The organism is Actinomadura sp. NPDC000600, assembly GCF_040492135.1.
In the GTDB taxonomy this organism is placed as follows: domain Bacteria; phylum Actinomycetota; class Actinomycetes; order Streptosporangiales; family Streptosporangiaceae; genus Spirillospora.
In genome coordinates, this window is the sequence record NZ_JBEUPD010000046.1 from 1 (window position 1) to 22,561 (window position 22,561).

General features: G+C 74.9%; 20 protein-coding genes. 12 read left to right on the forward strand and 8 right to left on the reverse strand.

What is annotated here, in order from left to right; translation table 11 throughout:
• From ABWI07_RS38750 to ABWI07_RS38760, 3 genes are all read left to right on the forward strand, one after another.
• On the forward strand, positions 1-915 hold a 915-nt coding region (locus ABWI07_RS38750; protein ID WP_353821586.1), incomplete at its 5' end, for a glycosyltransferase family 4 protein.
• Between the two features lie 226 nt (positions 916-1,141).
• A complete protein-coding gene (locus ABWI07_RS38755) occupies positions 1,142-2,146 on the forward strand; it encodes a TerC family protein (protein WP_149258103.1) in 1,005 nt (334 codons plus the stop codon).
• A gap of 76 nt (positions 2,147-2,222) precedes the next feature.
• Entirely contained in the window at positions 2,223-4,403 is a 2,181-nt protein-coding gene (locus ABWI07_RS38760) for an acyl-CoA dehydrogenase family protein (protein ID WP_353821587.1), read from the forward strand.
• 303 nt (positions 4,404-4,706) lie between these two features.
• Here ABWI07_RS38760 and ABWI07_RS38765 read toward each other — a convergent pair whose 3' ends face one another.
• Positions 4,707-5,045, reverse strand: a complete 339-nt coding sequence (locus ABWI07_RS38765; protein WP_149258105.1) for a hypothetical protein — start codon at positions 5,043-5,045, stop codon at positions 4,707-4,709.
• Between the two features lie 128 nt (positions 5,046-5,173).
• On the opposite strand from ABWI07_RS38765, the gene ABWI07_RS38770 reads away from it, so the two are divergent.
• From ABWI07_RS38770 to ABWI07_RS38780, 3 genes are read left to right on the forward strand one after another with little or no spacing between them, the layout of a single operon-like run.
• A complete protein-coding gene (locus tag ABWI07_RS38770; RefSeq protein WP_353821588.1) occupies positions 5,174-5,605 on the forward strand; it encodes a hypothetical protein in 432 nt (143 codons plus the stop codon).
• Entirely contained in the window at positions 5,602-6,471 is an 870-nt protein-coding gene (locus tag ABWI07_RS38775; RefSeq protein WP_149258106.1) for an AAA family ATPase, read from the forward strand. The genes ABWI07_RS38770 and ABWI07_RS38775 overlap by 4 nt, the downstream gene beginning before the upstream one ends.
• Before the next feature lies 1 nt (position 6,472).
• Positions 6,473-7,870 carry a vWA domain-containing protein gene (locus ABWI07_RS38780; RefSeq protein WP_353821589.1) on the forward strand — a complete coding sequence of 466 codons (1,398 nt, stop codon included), beginning with the start codon at positions 6,473-6,475 and terminating at the stop codon, positions 7,868-7,870.
• Here ABWI07_RS38780 and ABWI07_RS38785 read toward each other — a convergent pair.
• Positions 7,867-9,261, reverse strand: a complete 1,395-nt coding sequence (locus ABWI07_RS38785; RefSeq protein ID WP_149258108.1) for an MFS transporter — start codon at positions 9,259-9,261, stop codon at positions 7,867-7,869. The genes ABWI07_RS38780 and ABWI07_RS38785 overlap by 4 nt on opposite strands.
• A gap of 93 nt (positions 9,262-9,354) precedes the next feature.
• On the opposite strand from ABWI07_RS38785, the gene ABWI07_RS38790 reads away from it, so the two are divergent.
• Both ABWI07_RS38790 and ABWI07_RS38795 read left to right on the forward strand, forming a co-directional pair.
• The gene (locus tag ABWI07_RS38790) at positions 9,355-9,849 is read left to right on the forward strand and encodes a winged helix-turn-helix transcriptional regulator (RefSeq protein ID WP_149258109.1); all 495 of its coding nucleotides are present in this window, start codon (positions 9,355-9,357) and stop codon (positions 9,847-9,849) included.
• Positions 9,850-9,923: 74 nt separating this feature from the next.
• Entirely contained in the window at positions 9,924-11,525 is a 1,602-nt protein-coding gene (locus ABWI07_RS38795; protein WP_353821590.1) for an adenylate/guanylate cyclase domain-containing protein, read from the forward strand.
• 22 nt (positions 11,526-11,547) lie between these two features.
• On the opposite strand, the gene ABWI07_RS38800 is transcribed toward ABWI07_RS38795, so the two are convergent.
• The 5 genes from ABWI07_RS38800 to ABWI07_RS38820 form a co-directional block, all read right to left on the reverse strand.
• Positions 11,548-12,276 carry a hypothetical protein gene (locus ABWI07_RS38800; RefSeq protein ID WP_353821591.1) on the reverse strand — a complete coding sequence of 243 codons (729 nt, stop codon included), beginning with the start codon at positions 12,274-12,276 and terminating at the stop codon, positions 11,548-11,550.
• Between the two features lie 51 nt (positions 12,277-12,327).
• Positions 12,328-12,957: an MBL fold metallo-hydrolase gene (locus tag ABWI07_RS38805; protein ID WP_149258111.1), complete on the reverse strand. Its 630-nt coding sequence runs from the start codon at positions 12,955-12,957 to the stop codon at positions 12,328-12,330.
• Positions 12,957-14,042 (reverse strand): S-(hydroxymethyl)mycothiol dehydrogenase, encoded by a 1,086-nt coding sequence (locus ABWI07_RS38810; protein WP_149258112.1) that lies wholly within the window; start codon positions 14,040-14,042, stop codon positions 12,957-12,959. Before ABWI07_RS38810 ends, ABWI07_RS38805 begins: the two co-directional genes overlap by 1 nt.
• A gap of 101 nt (positions 14,043-14,143) precedes the next feature.
• Positions 14,144-14,749: an AAA family ATPase gene (locus ABWI07_RS38815; RefSeq protein ID WP_149258113.1), complete on the reverse strand. Its 606-nt coding sequence runs from the start codon at positions 14,747-14,749 to the stop codon at positions 14,144-14,146.
• Positions 14,750-14,820: 71 nt separating this feature from the next.
• Positions 14,821-15,486, reverse strand: coding sequence for an MBL fold metallo-hydrolase (locus tag ABWI07_RS38820; RefSeq protein WP_149258114.1), 666 nt, complete (start codon positions 15,484-15,486; stop codon positions 14,821-14,823).
• A gap of 197 nt (positions 15,487-15,683) precedes the next feature.
• Here ABWI07_RS38820 and ABWI07_RS38825 point away from each other — a divergent pair, with 197 nt between their 5' ends.
• From ABWI07_RS38825 to ABWI07_RS38835, 3 genes are all read left to right on the forward strand, one after another.
• The gene (locus ABWI07_RS38825; protein ID WP_149258115.1) at positions 15,684-16,172 is read left to right on the forward strand and encodes a hypothetical protein; all 489 of its coding nucleotides are present in this window, start codon (positions 15,684-15,686) and stop codon (positions 16,170-16,172) included.
• A gap of 4 nt (positions 16,173-16,176) precedes the next feature.
• Positions 16,177-19,992, forward strand: a complete 3,816-nt coding sequence (locus ABWI07_RS38830; protein WP_353821592.1) for a tetratricopeptide repeat protein — start codon at positions 16,177-16,179, stop codon at positions 19,990-19,992.
• Between the two features lie 105 nt (positions 19,993-20,097).
• Positions 20,098-20,796 (forward strand): Crp/Fnr family transcriptional regulator, encoded by a 699-nt coding sequence (locus tag ABWI07_RS38835; protein WP_149258117.1) that lies wholly within the window; start codon positions 20,098-20,100, stop codon positions 20,794-20,796.
• 27 nt (positions 20,797-20,823) lie between these two features.
• Here the strand turns inward: ABWI07_RS38835 and ABWI07_RS38840 are convergent, their stop codons facing one another.
• The gene (locus ABWI07_RS38840) at positions 20,824-21,588 is read right to left on the reverse strand and encodes a maleylpyruvate isomerase family mycothiol-dependent enzyme (protein ID WP_353821593.1); all 765 of its coding nucleotides are present in this window, start codon (positions 21,586-21,588) and stop codon (positions 20,824-20,826) included.
• Between the two features lie 68 nt (positions 21,589-21,656).
• On the opposite strand from ABWI07_RS38840, the gene ABWI07_RS38845 reads away from it, so the two are divergent.
• On the forward strand, positions 21,657-22,448 hold the full coding sequence (locus tag ABWI07_RS38845) for an MBL fold metallo-hydrolase (RefSeq protein ID WP_353821594.1): 792 nt from the start codon (positions 21,657-21,659) through the stop codon (positions 22,446-22,448).
• Positions 22,449-22,561: the final 113 nt, after the last annotated feature.

Sequence of the window (22,561 nt, forward strand, 5' to 3'; positions counted from 1 at the left end):
CACGCCCACGGCCTGCGCGCCGGGGCGCTCGCGGCGGCGGCGTGCGCGCGCGTCGTGCCGGGCCCGCTGCGGTTCGCGCGGGGCGGCCCGCCGCTGGTCGTCACGCTGCACAACGCCGTCATCACCGGCGGCATGACGGCCGCGGTCTACGGGCTGCTGGAGCGCGTCGTCGCGCGCGGCGCCACCCGCGTCCTCGGCGTCTCGCCCGATCTCGAGGACCGGATGCGGGCCCTGGGCGCCCGGTCGGTCGGGCACGCGATCGTCCCGGCGCCCGCGCCGCAGGCGCAGCCGGGCCCGGCCGTCCGCGCCGACGTGCGGGCGGAGCTGGGCGCGGGGGAGCGGCCCCTGGTCGTCACCGTCGGCCGGCTCGCCGCGCAGAAGGGCCTGCCGACGCTGCTTGACGCCGCGGCGGTGTGGGCGGGACGCACCCCGCCGCCGCTCGTCGCGATCGCCGGCGACGGGCCGCTGGAGGACGAGCTGCGCGCCCGGATCGAGGCCGAGGACCTGCCCGTCCGGCTGCTCGGCCGCCGCTCCGACGTGGCCGGGCTGTTCGCCGCCTGCGACGTCGCGGTCGTGCCGAGCGTGTGGGAGGGGCAGCCGCTGGTCGTCCAGGAGATCCTGCGGGCGGGCCGGCCGCTGGTCGCGACCCGCGTCGGCGGGATCCCCGGCATGCTGGGCGCGCAGGAGCGGTCCGAGGGGGGCCCGCTGCTGCAGGGGCCGGAGTCCGACGCGGCGCTGCTGGTGCCGCCGAACGACGCCGAGGCGCTCGGGCGTGCGGTGAGCCGCGTCCTGGACGACCCGGCCCTCGCGGCGCGGCTGGGCGCGGCCGCCGCCCACCGGTCGGCGCTGCTGCCCGGCGAGGACGACGCCGTCGACCAGCTCGCGGAGCTGTACCTGGAGCTGACCGGTCCTTAGACGCGGCCTCCGGCGCCCCGGTTCGGACCGGGGCCGGAAAAATCGCGGGGCGGGGGAACCGCCCCGGTGCGGGCCGCGTTGAAGCAGGTAAGCGGAGGGGAGTATCCCTGCGCGCGGTTCTCGTCAATACGGTCGGCCCATGCCGGCCCGGGTTCCGCGGCCCGTGCCGATCCCAGGGCGGGAGAGACCTCCGGCGCTCGTCTCATGTCCGCCGGAGGTGTTCACGTTGTCGGTATCCCCCCTCGTCTGGGGCGCCACCATCGCGGTGATCCTTGCGATCATCGCGGCCGACCTGTTCCTGATCCATCGCAACGACACGCGGGAGTTCACCACCCGCCGCGCCGCGTTCTGGTCGGCGGTCTACATCGGCCTCGCCGTGCTGTTCGGCCTCGGCGTCTGGGCGTTCTACGGCGGCGAGTACGCCGCGCAGTACGCGGGCGGCTTCGTCACCGAGAAGAGCCTCAGCGTCGACAACCTCTTCGTGTTCATGGTGATCCTCGCCCGGTTCGCGGTGCCGAAGCACGCCCAGCACACCGTGCTGATGGCGGGCATCGTGATCGCGCTGCTGCTGCGCGGCGCGTTCATCGCCGTCGGCGCCGCCGCCATCGCGACCTTCACCTGGGTCTTCTTCATCTTCGGCGCGGTCCTCGTGTGGACGGCGATCGGCCTGGTGCGCGGCGGGGACGAGGACGAGTTCAAGGAGAACGCGCTGCTGCGGTGGGCCAAGCGCGTCATCCCGACGTCGGAGGAGTACGACGGCAGCCGGTTCCTCACCCGCCGGAACGGGCGCCGGATGCTCACCCCGATGGCCATCGTCATGATCGCGATCGGCTCCACCGACGTGCTGTTCGCGCTGGACTCCATCCCCGCGATCTTCGGGCTGACGACCGAGCCCTACCTGGTCTTCACCGCCAACGCGTTCGCGCTGATGGGCCTCGTCCAGCTGTACTTCCTGCTCGGCGGCCTCACCGACCGGCTCGTCTACCTCGCGCACGGGCTGGCGTTCATCCTCGGCTTCATCGGCGTCAAGCTGATCCTGCACGCGCTGCACGAGTACGGGGTCGGGTGGGCGCCGGACGTCCCGACCTGGCTGTCCCTGGCCGTGATCGCCGGGACCCTGGTCGCCACCACGGTCGCCAGCCTCGCCGCCGGTCCCAGGGTCTCCCGGGAGCCGCTCCCGAAGGCGGAGCCCGCCGCCGAGGCGGAGACCGGCGCGACACGCGAGAAGTGAGAGCGGGGCCGCGTCCCCACAACATCCGAATGCTGTTCTAGAATCTCGGTCAAAACGGTCGAGAGAGGGTTGACGCATGGCCATCGGGCTGACCGAGGAGCACGAGGCGCTCGCCGAATCGGTGCGCGGCTTCGCCGAGCGCAACATTCCGGCGGCGGCCGTCCGGGCCGCGCTGGACGCGGACGAGGAGACCAGGCCCGGCTTCTGGCCGGCCCTCGCCGAACAGGGCCTGCTGGGCCTGCACCTGGACGAGGAGCACGGCGGCCAGGGCTTCGGCCTGCTGGAGCTGTCGGTCGTGCTGGAGGAGCTGGGCCGCGCCGCGGCGCCCGGGCCGTTCCTGCCGACCGTGCTCGCCAGCACGGTCATCGACGCCTCCAGCAACGCCAAGCTGCGCGCCGAGCTGCTCCCGGGCCTCGCCGACGGGTCTCGGACGGCGGCCGTCGCGCTGGACGGCGAGCTGACCGGCCGCCGCGACGGCGACTCGCTCGTGGTGTCGGGGACGGCGGCCGCGGTCCTCGGCGCCGCGCTCGCCGACGTGCTGGTCCTGCCGGTCGCCGTGGACGACGGCGAGCAGTGGGTCGCGGTGGACGCCGCCGACCTCGCCGTCACCCCGGTGCCGAGCCTCGACCGGGTCCGCCGCGTCGCGTCCGTCGAGGTCTCCGGCGCCGCCGTGGCCGCCGACCGCGTCCTGGACGGCCTCACCACCGGCCGGGTGAAGGACCTGGCGGCCGCGCTGTTCGGCGCCGAGGCCGCGGGCCTCGCCGGATGGCTGGTCGGCACCGCCGCCGAGTACGCCAAGGTCCGCGAGCAGTTCGGCCGCCCGATCGGGCAGTTCCAGGGCGTCAAGCACAAGGCCGCCCGCAGCCTGATCGCGCTGGAGCAGGCCCGCGCCGCCGCCTGGGACGCGGCCCGCGCCCTGGACGAGGGAACCGAGGAAGCGGGGTTCGCCACCGCCGTCTCGGCCGTCATCGCGCTGGACGCGGGCGTGCAGACCGCCCGCGATGCCATCCAGATCCTCGGCGGCATCGGCTTCACCTGGGAGCACGACGCCCACGTCTACCTGCGCCGCGCGCTGACGCTGCGGGCGCTGCTCGGCCCGTCCAAGGGCTGGGCCGCCAAGGTCGCCGAGCTGGCGCTGGCCGGCGGGCGCCGCGAGGTCGTGCTGGAGCTGGACGAGGACGCCCAGCCGCTGCGCGAGCGGATCCGCGCCGAGATCGCCGAGCTTGCCGCGGTCGAGGACCGGGACGCCCTGGCCGAGCGCCTCGGCGACGAGGGCTGGACCGTCCCGCACTTCCCCAGGCCGTGGGGGCGCGAGGCCGGGCCGGTCGAGCAGATCCTCATCCAGCAGGAGCTGCGGGCCGCCAAGGTCAAGACCCCGAACCTCGGGATCGGCGCCTGGCTGGTGCCCTCGCTCGTCCGCTACGGGACCGAGGAGCAGAAGGAGCGGTTCCTGCGGCCGACGCTGCGCGGGAAGATCGTGTGGTGCCAGCTGTTCTCCGAGCCGGGAGCCGGCTCGGACCTGGCCTCGCTGTCGATGAAGGCCGAGCGGGTCGAGGGCGGCTGGAAGCTGACCGGACAGAAGATCTGGACGTCGCTCGCCCACCACGCCGAGTGGGGCTTCTGCATCGCCCGCACCGACCCGTCCGCCGCGAAGCACGACGGCATCACCTACTTCCTCGTGGACATGAAGTCCGAGGGCGTGGACGTCCGCCCGCTGCGGGAGCTGACCGGTGACGCCCTGTTCAACGAGGTCTTCCTGGACGGCGTCTTCGTCCCCGACGACCGCGTGGTGGGCGAGGTGAACCGGGGCTGGCAGGTCGCGCGCAACACCCTGTCGAACGAGCGGGTGTCGCTGTCCACCGGCGGCGGCCTCGGCATGGGCGTCCCCGAGCTGCTGCGGTTCTTCGCGGACCGGAAGCTCGACGCGGTCGCGGCCGCCGAGGTCGGCAGGCTCGTCGCCCAGGGCCAGTCGATCGACCTGCTGGGCCTGCGCACCACGCTCAAGCAGCTGAACGGCGTGGAGCCGGGCGCGGAGGCCAGCGTCCGCAAGCTGCTCGGCGTCCAGTTCAACCAGGACGTCGCCGACTACTGCTGGGCGGCGCAGGGCACGGCCGCCGCCACCGAGGTCCCGATGGCCGAGAGCGGCATCGTGGGCCGCGCGATGCTGTTCAGCCGAGCGATGACCATCTACGGCGGCACCACGGAAGTGCAGCTCAACATCATCGGCGAACGCATCCTGGGCCTCCCGAGAGACTAGTGCTGGCCCAGGGGGGCGACCCCCTGGAACCCCCGTTGCGACGCAGGCGATCCTCACGCCGCCGTTGCGGTCGCCGTGCCTGTGGCGGCTGGTGCGGCGTCGCTGCGGTCGCCTGCGTCGGCGGGCATGCGCGTTGCGCTCGCTGCACTCGCTCCACGCGCCTGCCCGCACCCCGGCGAAGGCCCAGTCCAAGAGGGTGGGAACCGTGCACGTCCAACGCTCTTGGACGTGCCACCCCATCACGCTCTTGGAGTGGACCTGAGCGACGGCTCGTGACGGGGGTTCCAGGGGTCGTCCCCTGGGCTAGCGCCGGTTGTAGATGAAATTGATTAGGACGATGCCCGCGAGGGCGAAGATGAGGCCAGGGAGGCCGGCGTTGACGACGCCGATCGCGCTGAGCGGGATGGCGGCGAGCAGCGACAGTATCGCCAGGGCGAGGCTGTGATCCCGCTCGCCGCGGCGGGGTTCGGGTGCCCGGGCGGCGCGCTGGCGGCGCGGCGCGGCGGCCGCGCGGGCGTCGAGGGTCTCCTCGATGCGTTCGACGACCGTCTCGATGAAGGCGTCGTCGTAGTCGGGCCCCAACTCGCGCCGGGCCGCCATGGCCGCCGTGAGGTCCTCGCGCGGCAGTCGTGGGGTCGTCATGACACCGTTATAGGCGGATCCACCGGGCGGGGGCGTCACCCCTCGGTGCCATGTGCGGGCTACCCCTCAGGGATGAGCGGACGCGCGGGTAGGATTCCGCTCTTGTCCCAGGAAATCCGGAGGTCTCCGTGACAGTGCGGGCCCGTTCGACCGTCCTCGCCGCCTGCGCCGCCGCGGCCGGGCTGGCCCTCGCGGGCTGCGGCGGCGAGAAGGAGGCCGCGGACGCGGCCCCGTCCGCGCCGCCCACCACGCTGGCGCCACTGCCGGCGGTGCAGCCCGCCGACGTGAAGCCGCTGGTGGGAGTCTGGGTCGGCGCGGCCAAGGACTACTTCCAGTTCAAGGCCGACGGGAGCGGCGTGTGGGTGCGGGGCCGGCAGAAGCTGTGGAGCGGCACGGCCATCCCCGAAGGGGGCGGCAAGTTCCGCTTCTCGTGGAACGGCGGCGACCCCAAGACCGCGTCCTACTGGGGCGTCGCGCTCAGCGAGGACAAGGCGTCGCTCGTCTTCGCCGGGACCAACCAGACCTACAAGAAGGCCGCCGCGCGGAAGGGCAAGGGATGACCGACGCGATGTTCGCCTCGCCCGCCGATGTGGGGCGCAGGCTCGCCGAGGTCCGCTATCTCGCGGACGAGTCGATCGCCACGACGGTGTTCCTCGCCCAGGCGCTCGGCAAGCCGCTGCTGGTGGAGGGGCCCGCGGGCGTCGGCAAGACGGAGCTGGCGAAGGCCGTGGCGGCGTCGACCGGCGCGGAGCTGATCCGGCTCCAGTGCTACGAGGGCCTGGACGAGGCCCGCGCGCTCTACGAGTTCAACTACAAGAAGCAGCTCCTCGCGATCCAGGCCGCACCGTCGGACCGCGCCTGGCAGGAGACCCACGACGACATCTTCTCCGAGGAGTTCCTGTTGGAGCGGCCGCTGCTGGCGGCTATCCGGCGCAGCGACCCGACCGTCCTGCTCATCGACGAGGCGGACAAGGCCGACGTCGAGGTCGAGGGCATGCTGCTGGAGGTCCTGTCGGACTTCCAGGTGACGATCCCCGAGCTCGGGACGGTGTCGGCGGTCCGCCGGCCGTTCGTGCTGATCACCTCGAACGCGGCGCGGGAGCTGTCGGAGGCGCTCAAGCGCCGCTGCCTCTACCTCCACCTGGACTACCCGGCGCCCGAACGGGAGCGCGACATCGTCCTCGCGCAGGTGCCGGGCATCGAGGCGGAGCTGGCCGAGCAGCTCGTCCGCACCGTCGGCACGCTGCGCGACCTGGAGATCAAGAAGGCGCCGTCGATCGCGGAGACCGTCGACTGGGCGCGCACCCTGCTCGCCCTCGGCCTGGACGACCTGGACGAGGCCGCCGTGGGCCGCACGCTCGGCGTCGTCCTCAAGCACGTCTCCGACCAGGAGCGCGCCGCCAAGGAACTCGGGCTGCGCGGCTGACATGGCCTCACTCGTCGACCGGCACACCGGGTTCGTCGCGGAGCTGCGGCGGGCCGGGCTGCCGGTGTCGGTCGCCGAGGGGCTGGACGCGGTGCGCGCCCTGCAGGCCGTCGACCTGCTCGACCGCGAGTCGGTGCGCGCCGCCTACGCCGCGACGGTCGTCAAGAGGCCCCAGCACCGCCCCACGTTCGACACGCTCTTCGACCTGTGGTTCCCGGCGGCCGTGGGGGACGGGGCGGGAGCGGTGCGGGACGACGACGGCCCGGCCCGGACGGTGGACGACGACGGGCGTCCCGTCCCGGCCGCGCTCGACCCGCAGGTCCAGCGGCGCCGCGCCGAGCTGGCCGACCTCCTGCTCGCCGGGGACGACGCCGGGCTGCGGCAGTTCGCCCGGCTCGCCGTCGCCGAATACGGCCGGACGCCGGGGCAGGAGTCGTGGTTCTCCTCGGGCGTGCTGAGCGCGCTGTCGCCGGAGACGCTGATGGCGCGGCTGCTGGAGGCGGTCCTGACCGGGCGGGAGCGGGGCGGCATGGCCGAGCGCGTCGCGCGCCGGACCTTCCGCGACCGCATCGCCCGGTTCTCCGACCTCGTCGCGGGCGAGGTGCGGCGCCGCATCGCCGAGGACACCGGCGTCGAGCGCACCGCCCGCATCGCCGTCCGGCCGCCGCTGGAGCGGCTCGACTTCGCCGGCGCGACCCGCGCCGAGATGGAGGCGCTGCGCCGCGAGGTGTATCCGCTGGCGCGCAAGCTGGCGTCCCGGCTCGTGCAGCGGCAGCGGCACGGGCGGCGCGGCCGGCTCGACTTCCGCCGGACGGTCCGCGCGTCCCTGGCCAGCGGGGGAGTGCCGCTGACCACCCACCACCGGCCCCGCCGCCCGCACCGGCCCGAGCTGGTCGTGCTGTGCGACGCCAGCGACTCGGTGTCGGCGTTCGCGCACTTCACGCTGCTGCTCACGTTCGCGCTGCGGGAGCAGTTCAGCAAGGTCCGCGCGTTCGCCTTCATCGACGCCACCGACGAGATCACCAAGTACTTCGCGCCGGGCGCGGACGTCACCGACGCGATGACCCGCCTCGCCGCCGAGGCCGACCTCGTGTGGATCACCGGCCGGTCCAACTACGGCCACGCCTTCAAGGTGTTCGACGACAGGTACCGCGACGCCGTCACCCCGAGGACGTCGCTGCTGATCCTCGGGGACGCCCGCTCCAACTACGGCGAGCTGTCCCTGCCGATCGTGCGGTCGATGGTGGACCGGGCCCGGCACGCGTACTGGCTCAACCCCGAGCCGCGCGCCCAGTGGGACACCGGCGACTCCGCCGCCTCCCGCTACGGCGAGCTGCTCCCCATGTACGAGTGCCGGAACCTGACGCAGCTGGCCGCCTTCATCGAGGAGCTCGCCTAGCCTCGGCGGGCACGCTCCCGGATCACCAGGGCGAGGACGGCGTAGCCGAGGGCGGTGGCGGCCGAGACGACCATCGCGACGTTCGTGCCGTGCGCCAGCGAGGCCGGGTCGTGCCCCGAGCCGGTCGCGATGGCCCCGACGATCGCCACGCCCAGCGACGCCCCGATGTAGCGGGCGGTGTTGTTGGCGCCGGCCCCCATGCTCGCGCGGTCGGCGGGGACGCTCTCCACGGCCAGCCGGGCGAGCATCGCGTTGGTCAGGCCGCTCGCGACGCCCGCGACGGCCAGGCCGGGGACGAGCCGCCACCAGTGCGCGCCCGGCGCCAGGTCCGCCATCGCGAACTCGCTGACGGCGGCGAGCGCGAACCCGGCGGCCAGCAGGCGCCGGACCGGGAGGTGCGCCGGCAGGCGGTGCGCCTGCAGGGCGACGAGGAACGACAGCGCGGACCAGATCGCCAGCACCAGCGCCGCCGCGACGGGCGACAGGCCCATCACCAGGCTCATCATCGTCGCCAGGTAGGTCATGACGCCGATCACGGCGAGCCCGGTGACGAGCGCCCCGGTCACCGACAGCAGGAACGCCGGCCGCCGGAACAGCCCCAGATCGACCATCGGCTCCCGGCGCCGCGACTCGACGAGGACGAACGCGGCCAGCAGGACCGCCGCGGCGGCGAACAGCGCGAGGACGCCCGGGGCCGTCCAGCCGGCGCGGCCCCAGGTGATCGCGGCCACCAGCGCCGCGACGCCGAGGCTCATGGTGGAAAGGCCCGGCAGGTCCACGCCGCGCGGGCGGTCCGCCCGCGACTCGGTGAGCGCGCGGGACGCCGCAGCCGCGAGCAGCACGGACGCGGCGACCGTGGCCCAGTACCAGAGCCGCCAGCCCCCTGCCGAGGTCAGCACGGCCGCCGCGATGGGGCCGAGCGCGATGCCGAGGCCGACCATCGCGCCCCACATGCCGGTGGCCCGCGCCCGCGACGGCCCCGCCGCGAACGATGCGCCGATGATGCCGAGCCCGGTCACCAGGAGGGCGGCGCTGGCCGCGCCCTGCGCGACGCGGCCCGCGATGAACACCGCGGCGTTGGGCGCGAGCGCGCACGCGACGCTGGAGACGGCGAGCGCCGCCGCGCCGGCCACGAACGTGCGCTTGCGGCCGTGGTCGTCGGCGAGGCTGCCGGCGGCGAGCAGCGCCGCCGCGAGCCCGAGGCTGATCGAGCTCATCAGCCAGATCTGCGCGGTCGCCCCGGCGCGCAGCCCGCGCGCGGTGTCGGCCAGCGTCGCCGCGGGGGCGCAGTAGTTCATCAGGGCGAGCAGGGTGGCGGCGGCGGGCAGCGCCAGCGCGGCGGCGGTGCCCGGCGCTCTGCGCGCGGCGAGGGGGGTCGCCAGAGTCGTCATGCGGTCTCCCGAGTTCATTGAACGAACCGAATGGGGTGACCGTAGCACGAGTGAGTTCAATCAATGAACCCCCGGGCGGGTACTGTGGTGGGCATGGCACTCGGCAAGGACTACGCGGCGCAGGACTGCTCGCTGGCCCGTGCGCTGGAGGTCGTGGGGGAGCGCTGGACGCTGCTCATCGTCCGGGACGCCTTCTACGGCGTCCGCCGCTTCAGCGACTTCCTCGTCCACCTGGACATCCCCCGTGCGGTGCTGTCAGCGCGGCTCCAGTCGCTCGTCGACGCCGGCGTTCTGATCAAGGACGGCCACGACTACGTGCTGACGGAGATGGGCAAGGAGCTGTGGCCCGTGGTCCACACCCTCGCCCGCTGGGCCGAGGACCACCTGTCCGCCGAGCCGTGCCGCGTCTTCGTCCACCTCGCCTGCGGCACCCAGATCGGTCCGGACGGGCAGTGCGCGGCGTGCGGGACGCACGTCGGGCCGGAGGAACTGGAGATCCACGCCGGGCCCGGCGTCCGCCGCCGCACCGACCCGGTCAGCATGCTCCTGCGCAACCCGCACCGGCTCCTGGAGCCGATCCGCACCTGAGTGAGCAATCCCTCGCCGAGGTCGCTCGCCGGCGGTGGAGTCCGTGGGGATCCGACCGGATAACCTCCTCGCTCATGAGGACCGAACGGGCGAGGCCCGCTCCGCGGACCAGGCGCCGCCCGGGGAGCCTGCTCGGTCCCCTGTGGCGGCTGATCGACGGCGCCCCGGACGACACCCGGGCGCAGATCGCCCACCGGGCCAGGGTGCTGGTGCGGATCTCCACCGGGCTGGCGAACCTCGGCGGGGCGCTGGTCGTGCTCGCGTTCGCCGTCGTCGTCCCCAACCCCGTCGGCGCGGTGTCCGAGCGGCTCCGGTTCGTCAACCTGGTCGTCTTCACCGTCTACGTCACCGCGGCGGTGCCGGTCGGCCTCCTGCTCGGCGAGCGGTTCTTCCGCCGCGTCCGGCGCCTGGTCGAGCGGCACGACGAGCCCGACAGGCACGAGCGCTCGCTGCTGCTGTACGGGCCGCTGCGGCTGATGGCCCTGCACCTGACGCTCTGGGGGATCGGGACGGTCGGCTGGGTCGTCATCAACGCCCCCTTCTCCGGCCTGCTCGCCGTCAAGCTGGGCCTGACGAGCCTGCTCGGCGGCCTCACCACCTGCACGGTCGTCTACCTGCTGACCGAGCGGCTGCTGCGGCGCGCGGTGACCACGGCGCTGCGCAGCGAGATGCCGCGCCGGACCGGGCTGCCCGGCGTCGTCGCCCGCTCGGTGCTGGCCTGGGGCCTCGGGACCGCCGTCCCGATCCTCGGACTGATCACCCTCGCGGTCGGCTCGTTCCTCATCGCGAGGATCACCGTGCGGGAGTTCGCCGTCGCGGTCCTCGCGCTCGGCGGCATCGCGCTGGTCGTCGGGTTCGGCATCACCTACGGCGCCGCCCGCGCCATCGCGGACCCGGTCGAGTCGGTGCGGCTCGGCCTCGCCCGGATCGAGCGCGGCGACCTGGACGTGGAGGTCCCCGTCTACGACGCCAGCGAGGTCGGGCTGCTCCAGGCCGGGTTCAACCACATGGCCGCCGGGCTGCGCGAGCACGAGCGGCTGCGCGACCTGTTCGGCCGCCAGGTCGGCGCGGACGTCGCGCGCGTCGCGGTGGAGCGCGGCATCGACCTCGGCGGCGAGCTGCGCGAGGTCGCGGTGATCTTCGTGGACATCATCGGCTCCACCCGGCTCGCGGCCGACCGGCCGCCCGCCGAGGTCGTCCGGCTGCTGAACGACTTCTTCGCCGTGGTCGTCGAGGTGGTCGGCCGCCACGGCGGCTGGATCAACAAGTTCGAGGGCGACGCCGCGCTGGCGATCTTCGGGGCGCCGCTCCCGCTGGACGGCGCGCCCGCCCGCGCGCTCGCCGCGTCCCGCGAACTGGCCCGCCGGCTGGGCGCGGACGTCCCGGCGCTGCGCGCCGCCGTCGGCGTCTCGGCGGGGGAGGCCGTCGCCGGGCACATCGGCGCGGAGGAGCGGTTCGAGTACACCGTGATCGGCGACCCGGTGAACGAGGCGGCCCGCCTCACCGACCTGGCCAAGACGACCCCCGAGCGCGTGCTGGCGGCGGGCTCGCTCGTCGCCCGGGCGGGGCCGGACGAGGCGGCGCACTGGTCGCTCGGCGAGGAGGTCACCCTGCGGGGCCGGACGCAGGCGACCCGCCTGGCCTCGCCTCGCCCGGTCGAGCGCGTCCCGTCCTAGGCGCTTCCAGGGCGCGACCGGGCTAGGACGGCCCGAGGGTGGCGCCGCTCAGCGTCGTGTAGAACGGCGACTCGGCCAGCCGCGGGCCCTTCTCCTCGCCGATGTAGACGTCGGCGTGGTTCTCGCCGCCGTATCCGGGGCGGAACAGGTCGGTGACCGTCCAGTTCGCCTTCCGGAACGCCGCGCACACCTCGTCCTCGATCGGGCGGCCGTTGCCGTCCCTGCCGCAGTCGACGATCGCGAACCGCTGCCCCCGCGCCAGGACGGACTTGTCGGCCGCCGCCGACGCCCACGGCCGCAGCGGTCGCCCGCGCGAGTCGCGGGTGGTGTCGTCCAGCCAGAAGCCGACGCTGTGCGACCAGTTCAGGTACCGGCCCGCCTGCGGCCCCTCGGTGATGCGCCCGCTGCCCTCGGTCTGGACGACCTTGAGGAAGTCCTTCGGGAACGAGCCGAGCGGGGTCTTCCCGTGCGAGCAGTGGAAGCGGGCGCAGCCGCGCACCGGCTTGCGGGCGCCGTGGTAGAGACTCTCCAGCGCCGTGTAATAGGTGGTGATGCGCCACCCCCGGACCCGTCCGAGCGGCACGGCCCTGTCAGGCGCGGCCGTGGGGACCGGAGCGGCGGGAGGCGAGCTCGCGGTGGGAGCCGACGCGGGGGGCGCGACCGGCGGCGGCACGTCCGCGCCGCGCGCGCTCTGGCCGCACCCCGCGACGGCCCCGCAGAGCAGGAGCGCCAGCGGTGCCCTGCCCCGCATCGCACCCTCCCGGCTCTGGACGACCGCCCGCCACCGGGGACACTATCCCGGTCAGTGGCCCCGGGCTATCCATTCCTCCAGATGCGGGGCCTCCGCCGCGATGGTGGTGGAGTCGCCGTGCCCGGTGCGCACGGTCGTCTCCGGCGGGAGCGTCAGCAGCCGCTCCCGGATCGAGGCGATGATCGTCGGGAAGTCGGAGAAGGACCGGCCCGTGGCGCCCGGTCCGCCGCTGAACAGGGTGTCGCCGGAGAAGACGGTCGCGAGGCCGGGCGCGTGCAGGCACACCGCCCCGGGGCTGTGGCCGGGCGTGTGCAGGACGGTGAGGTCCGTGCCCGCGACCGTGATGACCTGCCCGTCGGAAAGGTCGCCGTCGGGCGAGGTGTCCGGATGCCTCTGCTTCCACAGCATCAGGTCGTCCGGGTGCAGCAGGATCGGCGCGCCCGTGCGGGCCCGCAGGGCGGGCGCCGCGTCGATGTGGTCGTCGTGCCCGTGCGTGGACACGATCGCCACCAGCCGCCGGCCGCCGACCGCCGCGGCGATCGCCTCGGCGTCGTGCGCGGCGTCGATGACGACCGCCTCGCTGTCGTCCCCGACGATCCAGACGTTGTTGTCGACGTCCCAGGTGCCGCCGTCCAGCGAGAACGTCCCGGACGTGACGACGTGGTCGATGCGGGCCGCCATCAGAGCACCACCACCGAGCGCAGCACGTCGCCGCGGTGCATCTTCTCGAACGCGGCCTCGACGCCGTCCAGCTCGATCGTCTCGGAGACGAAGGCGTCCAGGTCGAGGCGGCCCTGCAGGTACAGGTCGATGAGCATGGGGAAGTCGCGGGACGGCAGGCAGTCGCCGTACCAGGACGACTTGAGCGATCCGCCGCGCCCGAAGACGTCCAGCAGCGGCAGCTCCAGCCTCATCTCGGGGGTCGGCACCCCGACCAGGACCACCGTCCCGGCGAGGTCGCGGGCGTAGAAGGCCTGCTCGTAGGTCTCCGGGCGGCCGACCGCGTCGATGACGACGTCGGCGCCGAACCCGCCGGTCAGCTCCCGCACCGTCTCGACCACGTCCTGCTTCCCGCCGTCGACGGTGTGCGTGGCGCCGAGCGAGGAGGCGGTGGCGAGCTTGCGCTCGTCCAGGTCCACCGCGATGATCCGGGCGGCGCCGGCCAGCCGGGCGCCGAGCACGGCCGCCGCGCCGACGCCGCCGCAGCCGATGACCGCGACCGAGTCGCCGCGCCCGACCCCGCCGGTGTTGATCGCGGCGCCGAGCCCCGCCATCACGCCGCACCCGAGCAGCCCGGCGACCTCGGGCCGCGCCGCGGGGTCGACCCGCGTGCACTGCCCGGCCGCGACGAGGGTCTTGTCGGCGAACGCGCCGATGCCGAGCGCGGGCGACAGCTCGGTCCCGTCCTCGAGGGTCATCTTCTGCTTCGCGTTGTGCGTGTCGAAGCAGTACCAGGGGCGTCCGCGCGTGCAGGCGCGGCACTGCCCGCACACCGCGCGCCAGTTGAGGACCACGAAGTCGCCCGGCGCGACCTCGGTCACCCCCTCGCCCACCGACTCGACGACCCCGGCGGCCTCGTGCCCGAGCAGGAACGGGAACTCGTCGTTGATGCCGCCCTCGCGGTAGTGGAGGTCGGTGTGGCAGACCCCGCACGCCTGGACCTGGACGACCGCCTCCCCGGGGCCCGGGTCCGGAACGACGATCGTCTCGATCCGCACCGGCTGTCCCTTGCCGGGTGCGACGACCCCGCGTACCTGCTGCGCCATGCTGCCGCCTCTCGTCGTCTCGACTCCTCCCGACCCTACCCACACGCCCCCTCCGCCCCTTGGCCCACGACCAGAGGGGGCCCGTCCGCCGGTTCGGGGGTTCAGCTGAAGCGGATGGCCTGGAGCTTGTCGGCGGCGTCGCGGTCGAGGACGACGACCCCGGCGGCGGGCGGCAGCGGGCCGCCCTCGCGAGCGCGGGCGATCAGCGGGTTCCAGCGGCGGCAGTGGCGGGCGAACGTGGTGGAGGTGACGACCCGGCCGCGGGCGTACTGGCCGGCGCGGGCGGTCTCCGGCTCGACGTCGATGAGGATCAGGTGCAGCCGCCCGCCGCGGCGGCGGGCCAGCCACGCGAAGCAGTGCAGGATGTGCGGCCAGGTGCCGCGGGTGTGGGCGACGACGCCGTGCCCGGCGCGGACCGCGCGGGCGATGCGCCAGACGTGGGTGGCGTGCACGATCGGGGTCCGCAGCCGGACGGGCAGCGGCCCGAGGAACCTGGCCCACCAGTTGCGGGACTGGCGGGAGTCGATGACCCGGACGTCCCCGGCGCGCACCGGGGCCGTCTCGTCGCCGCGCAGTCCGTACAGGCGGTTCAGCAGGGTGCTCTTGCCGGCGCCCGGCAGGCCGGCGACCAGCACGAGGGAGCCCGCGGGATAGCGCAGCGCGGGTCCCGGGTCGGCCTCGTCGGGTTGGGGGATGGTCGACTCCATGGGCTCGGGCCGGAAGTGTGTTGGGGCAAACGAACACCCCGCACCGCTTGTTCCGGACCGGGCCGGGAGCGTCACCAGCCGCGGGCGCGCCACTCCGGGAGCGAGGGCCGCTCCCGGCCGAGCGTGGAGTCCTTGCCGTGGCCCGGGTAGAACCAGGTGGCGTCGGGCAGGCGGTCGAAGACGCGCTCCTCCACGTCCGAGAGCAGCTGCTTGAAGCGCGTCGGGTCGCCCCAGGTGTTGCCGACCCCGCCGGGGAACAGGCTGTCGCCGGTGAACAGGTGCGGGCGGTCGGCCAGTTCGCCGCCCGCGTCGTAGAGCAGCGCGATCGAGCCGGGCGTGTGGCCGCGCAGGTGGATGACGTCGAGGGACGCCTGGCCCACCGTGACGGTGTCGCCGTGCTCGACGGGCTCGGCGACCGGCTCGGGGAGGGGGCCGGCGTCGCGCGGGTGGGCGACCACCGGCGCGCCGGTGGCCCGCACGACCTCGCTCAGCGCCATCCAGTGGTCCTCGTGGCGGTGCGTGGTGACGATCCGCGCGAGGGGCCCGTCGCCGATGAGCTCCAGCAGCCGGGGCGCCTCGTTCGCCGCGTCGATGAGCAGCTGCTCGCCGGTGGCGGTGCAGCGCAGGAGGTAGGCGTTGTTGTCGTACGGGCCGACCGCCACCTTCGTCACCCGCAGCCCGGGCAGTTCGCGGACGTCGGGACGCCCGCCGGCCTCGACGTTCCCGGTGTAGGTCATGCGTCCTCCCCGTCGGTCGTTCGAAGACCATCCTCCCTCATCGGGGCCCGCCCTCTGCCGCGACCCGGGGGCGTGCCGGAAATGAGTCACCAGACTCAGCCGAACCGTGCGCTGCCGGACGGACTTCTCCCCTTCCCGGCCGCACCATGGGAACTGGAAGATCAGGTTCGACCCCCCGAAAGGACGGTGAGGCGTTGGTGACCGCATTCCGTCCCGGACCGGACAAGGAGCGGCCGGAGGACCTCCTCGGGCAGGCCTGCACGCTGGTCCGGCTGTGCGGCAGGGACTCCGCCGTCGCGGCCGTGGTCCTCGCCCTCGTCCTGGTCGGGACCGTCTCCCGGCTGGCGGCGGGCCCGCCGGGACTCGCCGCGCTGGCGCTGCTGCCGGTGCTCGCCGGCGCGTTCGCCGTCTCCACCGGATACGCGGTGCGGTCGCGGCGGACGCTGCTGGCCGTGCTCGGCGAGGTCCGCGGCCGCACCGGGTCGCCCGTCGACCCGGGTGTGCCGTGGACGCCGTTCGGTTCGGCGGTCGCGCTGGACGAGCGGGTCCGCGACGCGGAACTGCGCCGCCTGCTGTCGGCGGCGCACCGCTGCGGGGAGCTGTCCTGGCAGGCCGTCGCCTGGTCGGCGGCGACCGCGGTGCTGTTCCTGTTCTGGACGCTGGCGGCGGCGATGGCGGGAGGGTGACCGCATGATCGGTGACGGTCCGGGCGTCCGGCCGGGCAGCTTCTGGGAGCGGCTCGCCCCCACCGACCGGCAGGCGCTGCGCGCCATGGGCCGGCGCACCGACATCCCGCCCGGCGGCATGCTCTGCCACCAGGGGACGGTCGCGCCGGCCGTCTACGTGGTGTTCAAGGCGTCGCCGCGGTCCGCGAGCAACGCGGTGGCCAAGGAGTTCGTGGACTCCAGCGACGGCGACGAGTCGATCATCGAGCTGTTCGGCGCGGGGGACCTGGTCGGCGTCCTCGCGCCGTGGGGGCACCCGCAGCGCGGCACGGTCGCCGCGCTGGACCACGTGACGGCGCTGCGCGTGGACCGCGGCAAGTTCCGCAGCCTGCTGGCGGCGAGCCCGCAGGTCGCCGAGGCGATGATGCACGCGATCTCCGAGAGCGTCACCTACGGGGGCCGCCGGCACGCGGTGCGGGCCGCGGACCATCCCCAGCGGCTCGCCTACCACCTGCTGGAGCTGGCGCACCGGTTCGGCGAGCCCGCCGCCGGCCAGGGGACGCGGATCCCCCTGCGGCTCAGCCAGGCGGAGCTGGCGAACTGGGCGGGGATCTCCCGCGAGACGCTGGTGCGGTGGTTCCGGTCGTGGCGGGCGAAGGGGATCCTCGACCAGCGGGCCCGCCCGCTGACCGTCCTCGACCTCGAACGGCTCCGCCGCGCCGCGAGCCCCTGGGGGGACGAGTGGCCGGCCGCCGAGCCCGAGCGGTCGCCGGGGGACGCGGCGGGCCGGGACGCCGGCGCCGGGATCGCGGCGCGCGAACCGGTGCGCCTGGAGACCCCGGCCGGGCCGCCCGCCGTGCGGCTCCCCGCCGACAACCCCTACTTCGCCGGCCGCGCGGTCAGCCTGGGCAAGCTCGACCTGCTGGTCGGCCAGTCGGTGTGGCCGCGCGCGGTCGTCGTCCAGGGGATGGCGGGCGTCGGCAAGACCACGCTGGCGCTGCACTGGGCGCACCGGGTCGCCGACCGCTTCCCCGACGGCGTCCTGTTCACCGACCTGCGCGGCACGTCCCGCAGCCCCGTCACCCCGGCGGAGGCCATGGGGCAGGTGCTGCGCGCGGCGGGCGTGCCGGGCGACCAGGTCCCGCGGACGCAGGCGGAGCTGGCGGCGCAGTGCCGGTCGCTGCTCGGCGACCGCCGGATGCTGCTGATCCTCGACAACGCCGCGCGGCCAGAGCAGATCAGGCCGCTGCTGGCGGCGATGGCCTCCGGGCTGGTGGTCGTGACGAGCCGGCGGCGGCTGCCGGCCCTGCTCGAAGGCGCCGACGTCCGGACGCTGGAGCTGCGGGAGATGGCGACGCAGGAGGCCGTGGACCTCATCTCCAACGTCCTCGGCCCGGGCGACCCCCGCCTCCGCGAGGAGGACAAGGCGGTCGAGCGGCTCGCCCGCGAATGCGGCCACCTGCCGCTCGCGCTCGGCGTCATGGCCGGCCGGCTGGCCGAGAACCCCGGCGAGTCGATCGCCGGGACCGTCCGGGAGCTGGCCGCCCGGGACGTGCAGGACGCCGCGCTGTACGGGCCGGGCCTCGCGGGGGCGGGCCTGGGCGACGGCGCGGCGCCCGGCACGTCCGGGACGGCGCTGCTGGCCGTCCTCAGCCCGACGTTCGACGTCGCCTACCGGAGCCTGGGCCGCGGGCAGCGCGAGGCGTTCCGCAGGCTCGGCCTCGTCGCAGGCCCCGACTTCACGCCCACCGCCCTCGCCGCCTTGCAGGACGGCTCGGTCGACGAGGCGCGCGAATGCCTGGAGGGGCTCCGCCAGGCGTACCTGGTGCACGACGTGGGGCCGGACCGCTACCGGATGCACGACCTGCTACGCGAATTCGCGCGGGAGAGGGGACTGCGCGAGGACTCCGACGGCGAGCTCCAGGCGGCGCAGCGGCGGCTGCTGGCCTCCTACCTCGCGGAGGCGCGCGCGGCGGGGGACGCCCTGGCGCGGCGGTCCCGGCCGAGGGCCCACGCGGTCGAGGGGCGGCACCGCGCCTCCACCGCCGCCGAGCGCGCCGCCGGGCTCGCCTGGTTCGAGGCCGAGCGGCGCAACCTGGTCGCCGCGGTGCACCAGGCCGCCCGGCTCGGCCTGCACCGGACGTGCTGGGAGCTCGCCGACGCGCTGTTCGACTTCCAGGAGTTCCGCCGCTACAGCGAGGACGCCATCGCCGTCCACCAGGCAGGCCTGCACGCCGCCCGCAGCGAGGAGGACTGGGCGGCCGCGGCCGTCATGCTCCACAACCTGGCGATGGCGCACTTCGGGGTGGGCGACTCCGTCCAGGCCATCGGGTACGGGGAGGACGCGCGGCGCGGCTTCCGGGCCGTCGACCCGCCCGACCTCTACGGGGAGGCCGCCGCGCTCGCCACCCTCGCCCACGTACATGTGGTGCTGGGCCGCTACCCGACGGCGATCGACCACGCGCGGCGCTCCCTCGCCGTCCACGGGGAACTGCGAGACGACGCGGGAACGGCCAAGGGCCACGACATCCTGGCCCGGGCGCACCTGGGCCTCGGCGCCTACGAGACGGCCTTGGACCACGCCGCGAAGGCGCTCGGCGTCCGCCGCCGGACGGAAGACCAGCCGGGCGTCGCCGAGACCCTGCTCACCGTGGCCCAGGTGCACCGCCGCCAAGGGAACGTCCACGGCGCGGTCTCCCACGCCCTTGAGGCGCTGGCCATCCGGCAGGAACTCGCCGACATGCACGGCGCCGCGCAGGCGCTGACGGAGCTGGCGCGGATGAACGCCGCGCTCGGTCTGCGGGACCTGGCGCAGCAGGACGCCGAACAGGCGCTCCACACCTACCGCGCCCTGGGTGCCCGCCACGGCGAGGCGCGCGCGCTGACCACCCTCGGCATGCTCATGTGCGAGGCGACGCGGTTCGCCGAGGCGTTCACCTACTGCGGGCAGGCGCTGCGGCTGCACCGCGACACCAGCGACCGGCACGGCGAGGCCGAGACGCTCGCGCAGATCGGGATCGTCCACTGGCGCCTCGGCCGGTACCGCGAGGCCCGCGAGCACCTCCTGCGCGCCCTGGAGATCCGCAGGGAGATCGGCGACCAGCACGGCGAGGCCCACGACCTGGAGCACCTCTCGGTGGTGATGCGTCGCCTCGGACGCCACCAGGAGGCGTTCATCCTCGGCCTGGAGGCGCTGGACCTGTGGCACCGCCTCGGCGCGCGGGGCGGAATGGCCGGCACGCTCGGCAGCCTGGCCCGCACGTACTCGGCGCTCGGCCTGCCCGAGGACGCCGAGCGCGCCGCGCGGCAGGCGCTCGGCCTCCGCGAGTCCGGCGGCGACTGGTACGGCCTCGGCGTCGGCATGGACACGCTCGCCGCCGTGCTGCGCCGCGCCGGCCGCCCCGAGGAGGCCCTGGAGCGGGAGGTGGAGGCGCTGCGGATCCTCGGCGAGGTCGGCGACCGGCACAGCGAGGCCGTCGGGCTCGTCCACCTCGCCGCCATCCACCTCGACCTCGGCCGCGCCGGCGAGGCCCTGGCCACCGGGCGGCGCGCCGGCGACCTCGCCGCCGAGCTCGGCGCCACCCGCGAGCAGGCCCAGGCCCTGCGCACCATGGCCCGCGCGTCCCAGCTGCTCGGCGAGCACGACCGCGCGGTGGAGCACGTCACCGCCGAGATCGCCATCCGCCGCGACACCGACGACCAGCGGGGGCTGCGGCGGGCGCTGGAACTGCTGCGCGAATCCCACCTGGCCCTCGGCGACCAGGCCGCGGCCGCGGACTGCGGCCGGCGCGTCCGCGCCCTCGACGGCCTCCTCGCCTCCGAGAGATCCCTCGACATGTGACGGACGACCTGGTCGGTCCGCGCGGGGCCGCGTTCACTGGACCGCGAGGCACCCGATCATGAAAGGCCGCGGCCCGGCCGGATGCGGGTCCGGTGAGGAGGCGAGATGCACACCACCCGGTTCTGGGACGCGCTGACCCCCCGCGCCCGGGAGGCCCTGCGGCGGGCGGGCGCCCCGGTGGTGATCCGGCCCGGGGCGTTCCTCACGCGCGAGCACACCCGCGCGTCCCAGGTCTTCGTCCTGCGCTCCGGGGCGGTGAAGGTGTGGGTGGACCGGGACGGCGACGTCGCGATCCTCGACGTCCTCGGGCCGGGCGACCTGGTCGGGGAGCTGGAGGCGGTGGACGGCGGCGTCCGGCACGCCAACGCCGAGGCGCTGACCCGGGTCGAGGCCGTCGTGCTGCCCGCCGCGCGCTTCCGCGGCGTCCTGGACGCCGAGCCCGGCGCGGTGTGGGCCGTCGCCGCCGTCCTCGCCGAGCGGCTCCGCGACGCCAACGAGCTGCGCGTCGCGCACTTCCCCGACGACCCCGAGCGCCGCCTCGCCGGCCGGCTCCTGCGGCTGGCGGCGCGGTTCGGCTCCCCGGTCAAGCGGGAGCGCCCGGACGGCGTGACCGAGGAGGGCGTCCTCGTCCGGGTGCCGTTCACCCAGCAGGACCTCGGCCGCTGGGCCGGCATGGGCCGCCGCAAGGTCGCGCAGATCCTCGCGACCGAGCCCGTGCGCGGCAGCGTGACCGTCGCCCGCAGCGCGATCGCCGTCCGCTCGGCGGACGCCCTGCGCCGGCTCGCCGGCGACGACCCGCCCTAGGCCCGACGTGCCCCAGAGCGGCGTCCCTCAGAAGCCCGACTCCTCCGGGAAACCCGACGGCTCGTGCGGCCAGGGCGGCGGCACCGGGAGCGGCCCGTCCGGGCGGAGATGCACGCCCGCGCCGTCCGACCGCCCGCTCAGCCAGCCCAGCAGCGCCCGCGCGGAGCCGGACGCCTCCGGGCCGCCGGGCGTCCAGCCGAGTTCGGCGGTCTCGCCGGAGTCGGTCGCGGTGATCCGGAGCCCGGCCACCTCGCCGAGGGCGTCCTTCGGCAGCGCCGCCATGTCCGCCAGCGTGGCCGCCGCGGACCACCGGACGTAGGGCTCGGGCCAGTCGGCGGGGCCGTACCCGGCGGCGAGGTCGACGTGGTGGGCCTCCACCTCGTTCCAGCGGCGGAACACCGTGTACCAGGCCGGATGGGGCCAGCCCGTCATCGCCCGCACCGGAGCGTTCCAGGCGCTCCCGGGCAGCGACCTGGCCTGCTCGGAGAACCGCGCCTGCGTCGCCCGGACGTCGGCGACCAGCTCGTCCCGGCCGCGCCCCGCGCCCGCGGCGACGTCGGTGTTGCGCCGCTCCAGGCTCGGGTACTGCGGGATCTCCGTCCCCGTGCGGGCCCCTTCGAGCAGGTTCCACAGGGAGTCGGCGTTGCGCGCGATGTGCGTCGCCACGTGCCCGCGGCTCCACCCCGGCAGCGCCGACGCGCCGCGCAGGGCGTCGTCGGCCAGCCCCTCCAGCGTCCGCGCGATCCGCTCCACGCCCGCGTCCAGCTCGTCGACCACGTCGCGCCAGTCCATGACCCCTCCTCGGCGAAAAGGACGCTCCATCCTGTCGCACCGGCCCGGCCCGCGCCAGACTGGTGATCATGGAGCTTCCGATCTGCGTGACGTGCGGCGTCCAGTACGCCGGGCCCCGCCCCGACTGCCCGATCTGCGAGGACGAGCGGCAGTACGTCGGCTGGGAAGGCCAGAAATGGACGACCCTGGAGGAACTGCGCGCGGACCACCGCGGCCGCGTCGCCGAGGAGGGCCCGGACGTCATCGGGATCGGCACCGAGCCGTCCACCGCCATCGGCCAGCGCGCCCTCCTCCTGCGCGCCCCCTCCGGCAACGTCCTGTGGGACATGGTCACCCACATCGACGACGACCTGGTGCGCCGGGTGAACGAGCTCGGAGGCGTCTCCGCGATAGCGATCAGCCACCCGCACTTCTACGGCAGCATGATCGAGTGGGCGCGCGCCTTCGACGCGCCCGTCTACGTCCACGAGGCCGACCGCCGATGGGTGCCCCGCCCGGACGACGCGGTCGTCTTCTGGTCGGGCGACACCCGCGAACTGGCCGACGGCCTCACGCTGGTCAACGCCGGCGTCCACTTCGCCGGGGGCCAGGTGCTGCACTGGCGCGACGCCCGCGCGCTCTTCTCCGGCGACATCCTGACGGTCGTCAACGACCGCGACTGGGTGAGCTTCATGTACTCCTATCCGAACTTCATCCCGGAGCGTCCGCGCACGGTCCGCCGCGCCCTGCGCCTGCTGGAGCCTTACGACTTCGACCGCGTCTACGGCGCCTGGTGGAAGAAGGTCGTGTACACCGACGGCAAGGACGCCGTCCGCCGCTCCGCCGAGCGCTACCTCTCCTTCGCACTCGACGACGAGTGACCTGCGGGAACGCGGGCCGTGACGGGCGGCCGGGGAGGGGCGCGGGGTTCCCCCGGTGTTCCGGTGGCGGGCGGCGTTCGAACACGTGTACGGTGCGATGGTGCCGTCCGGAC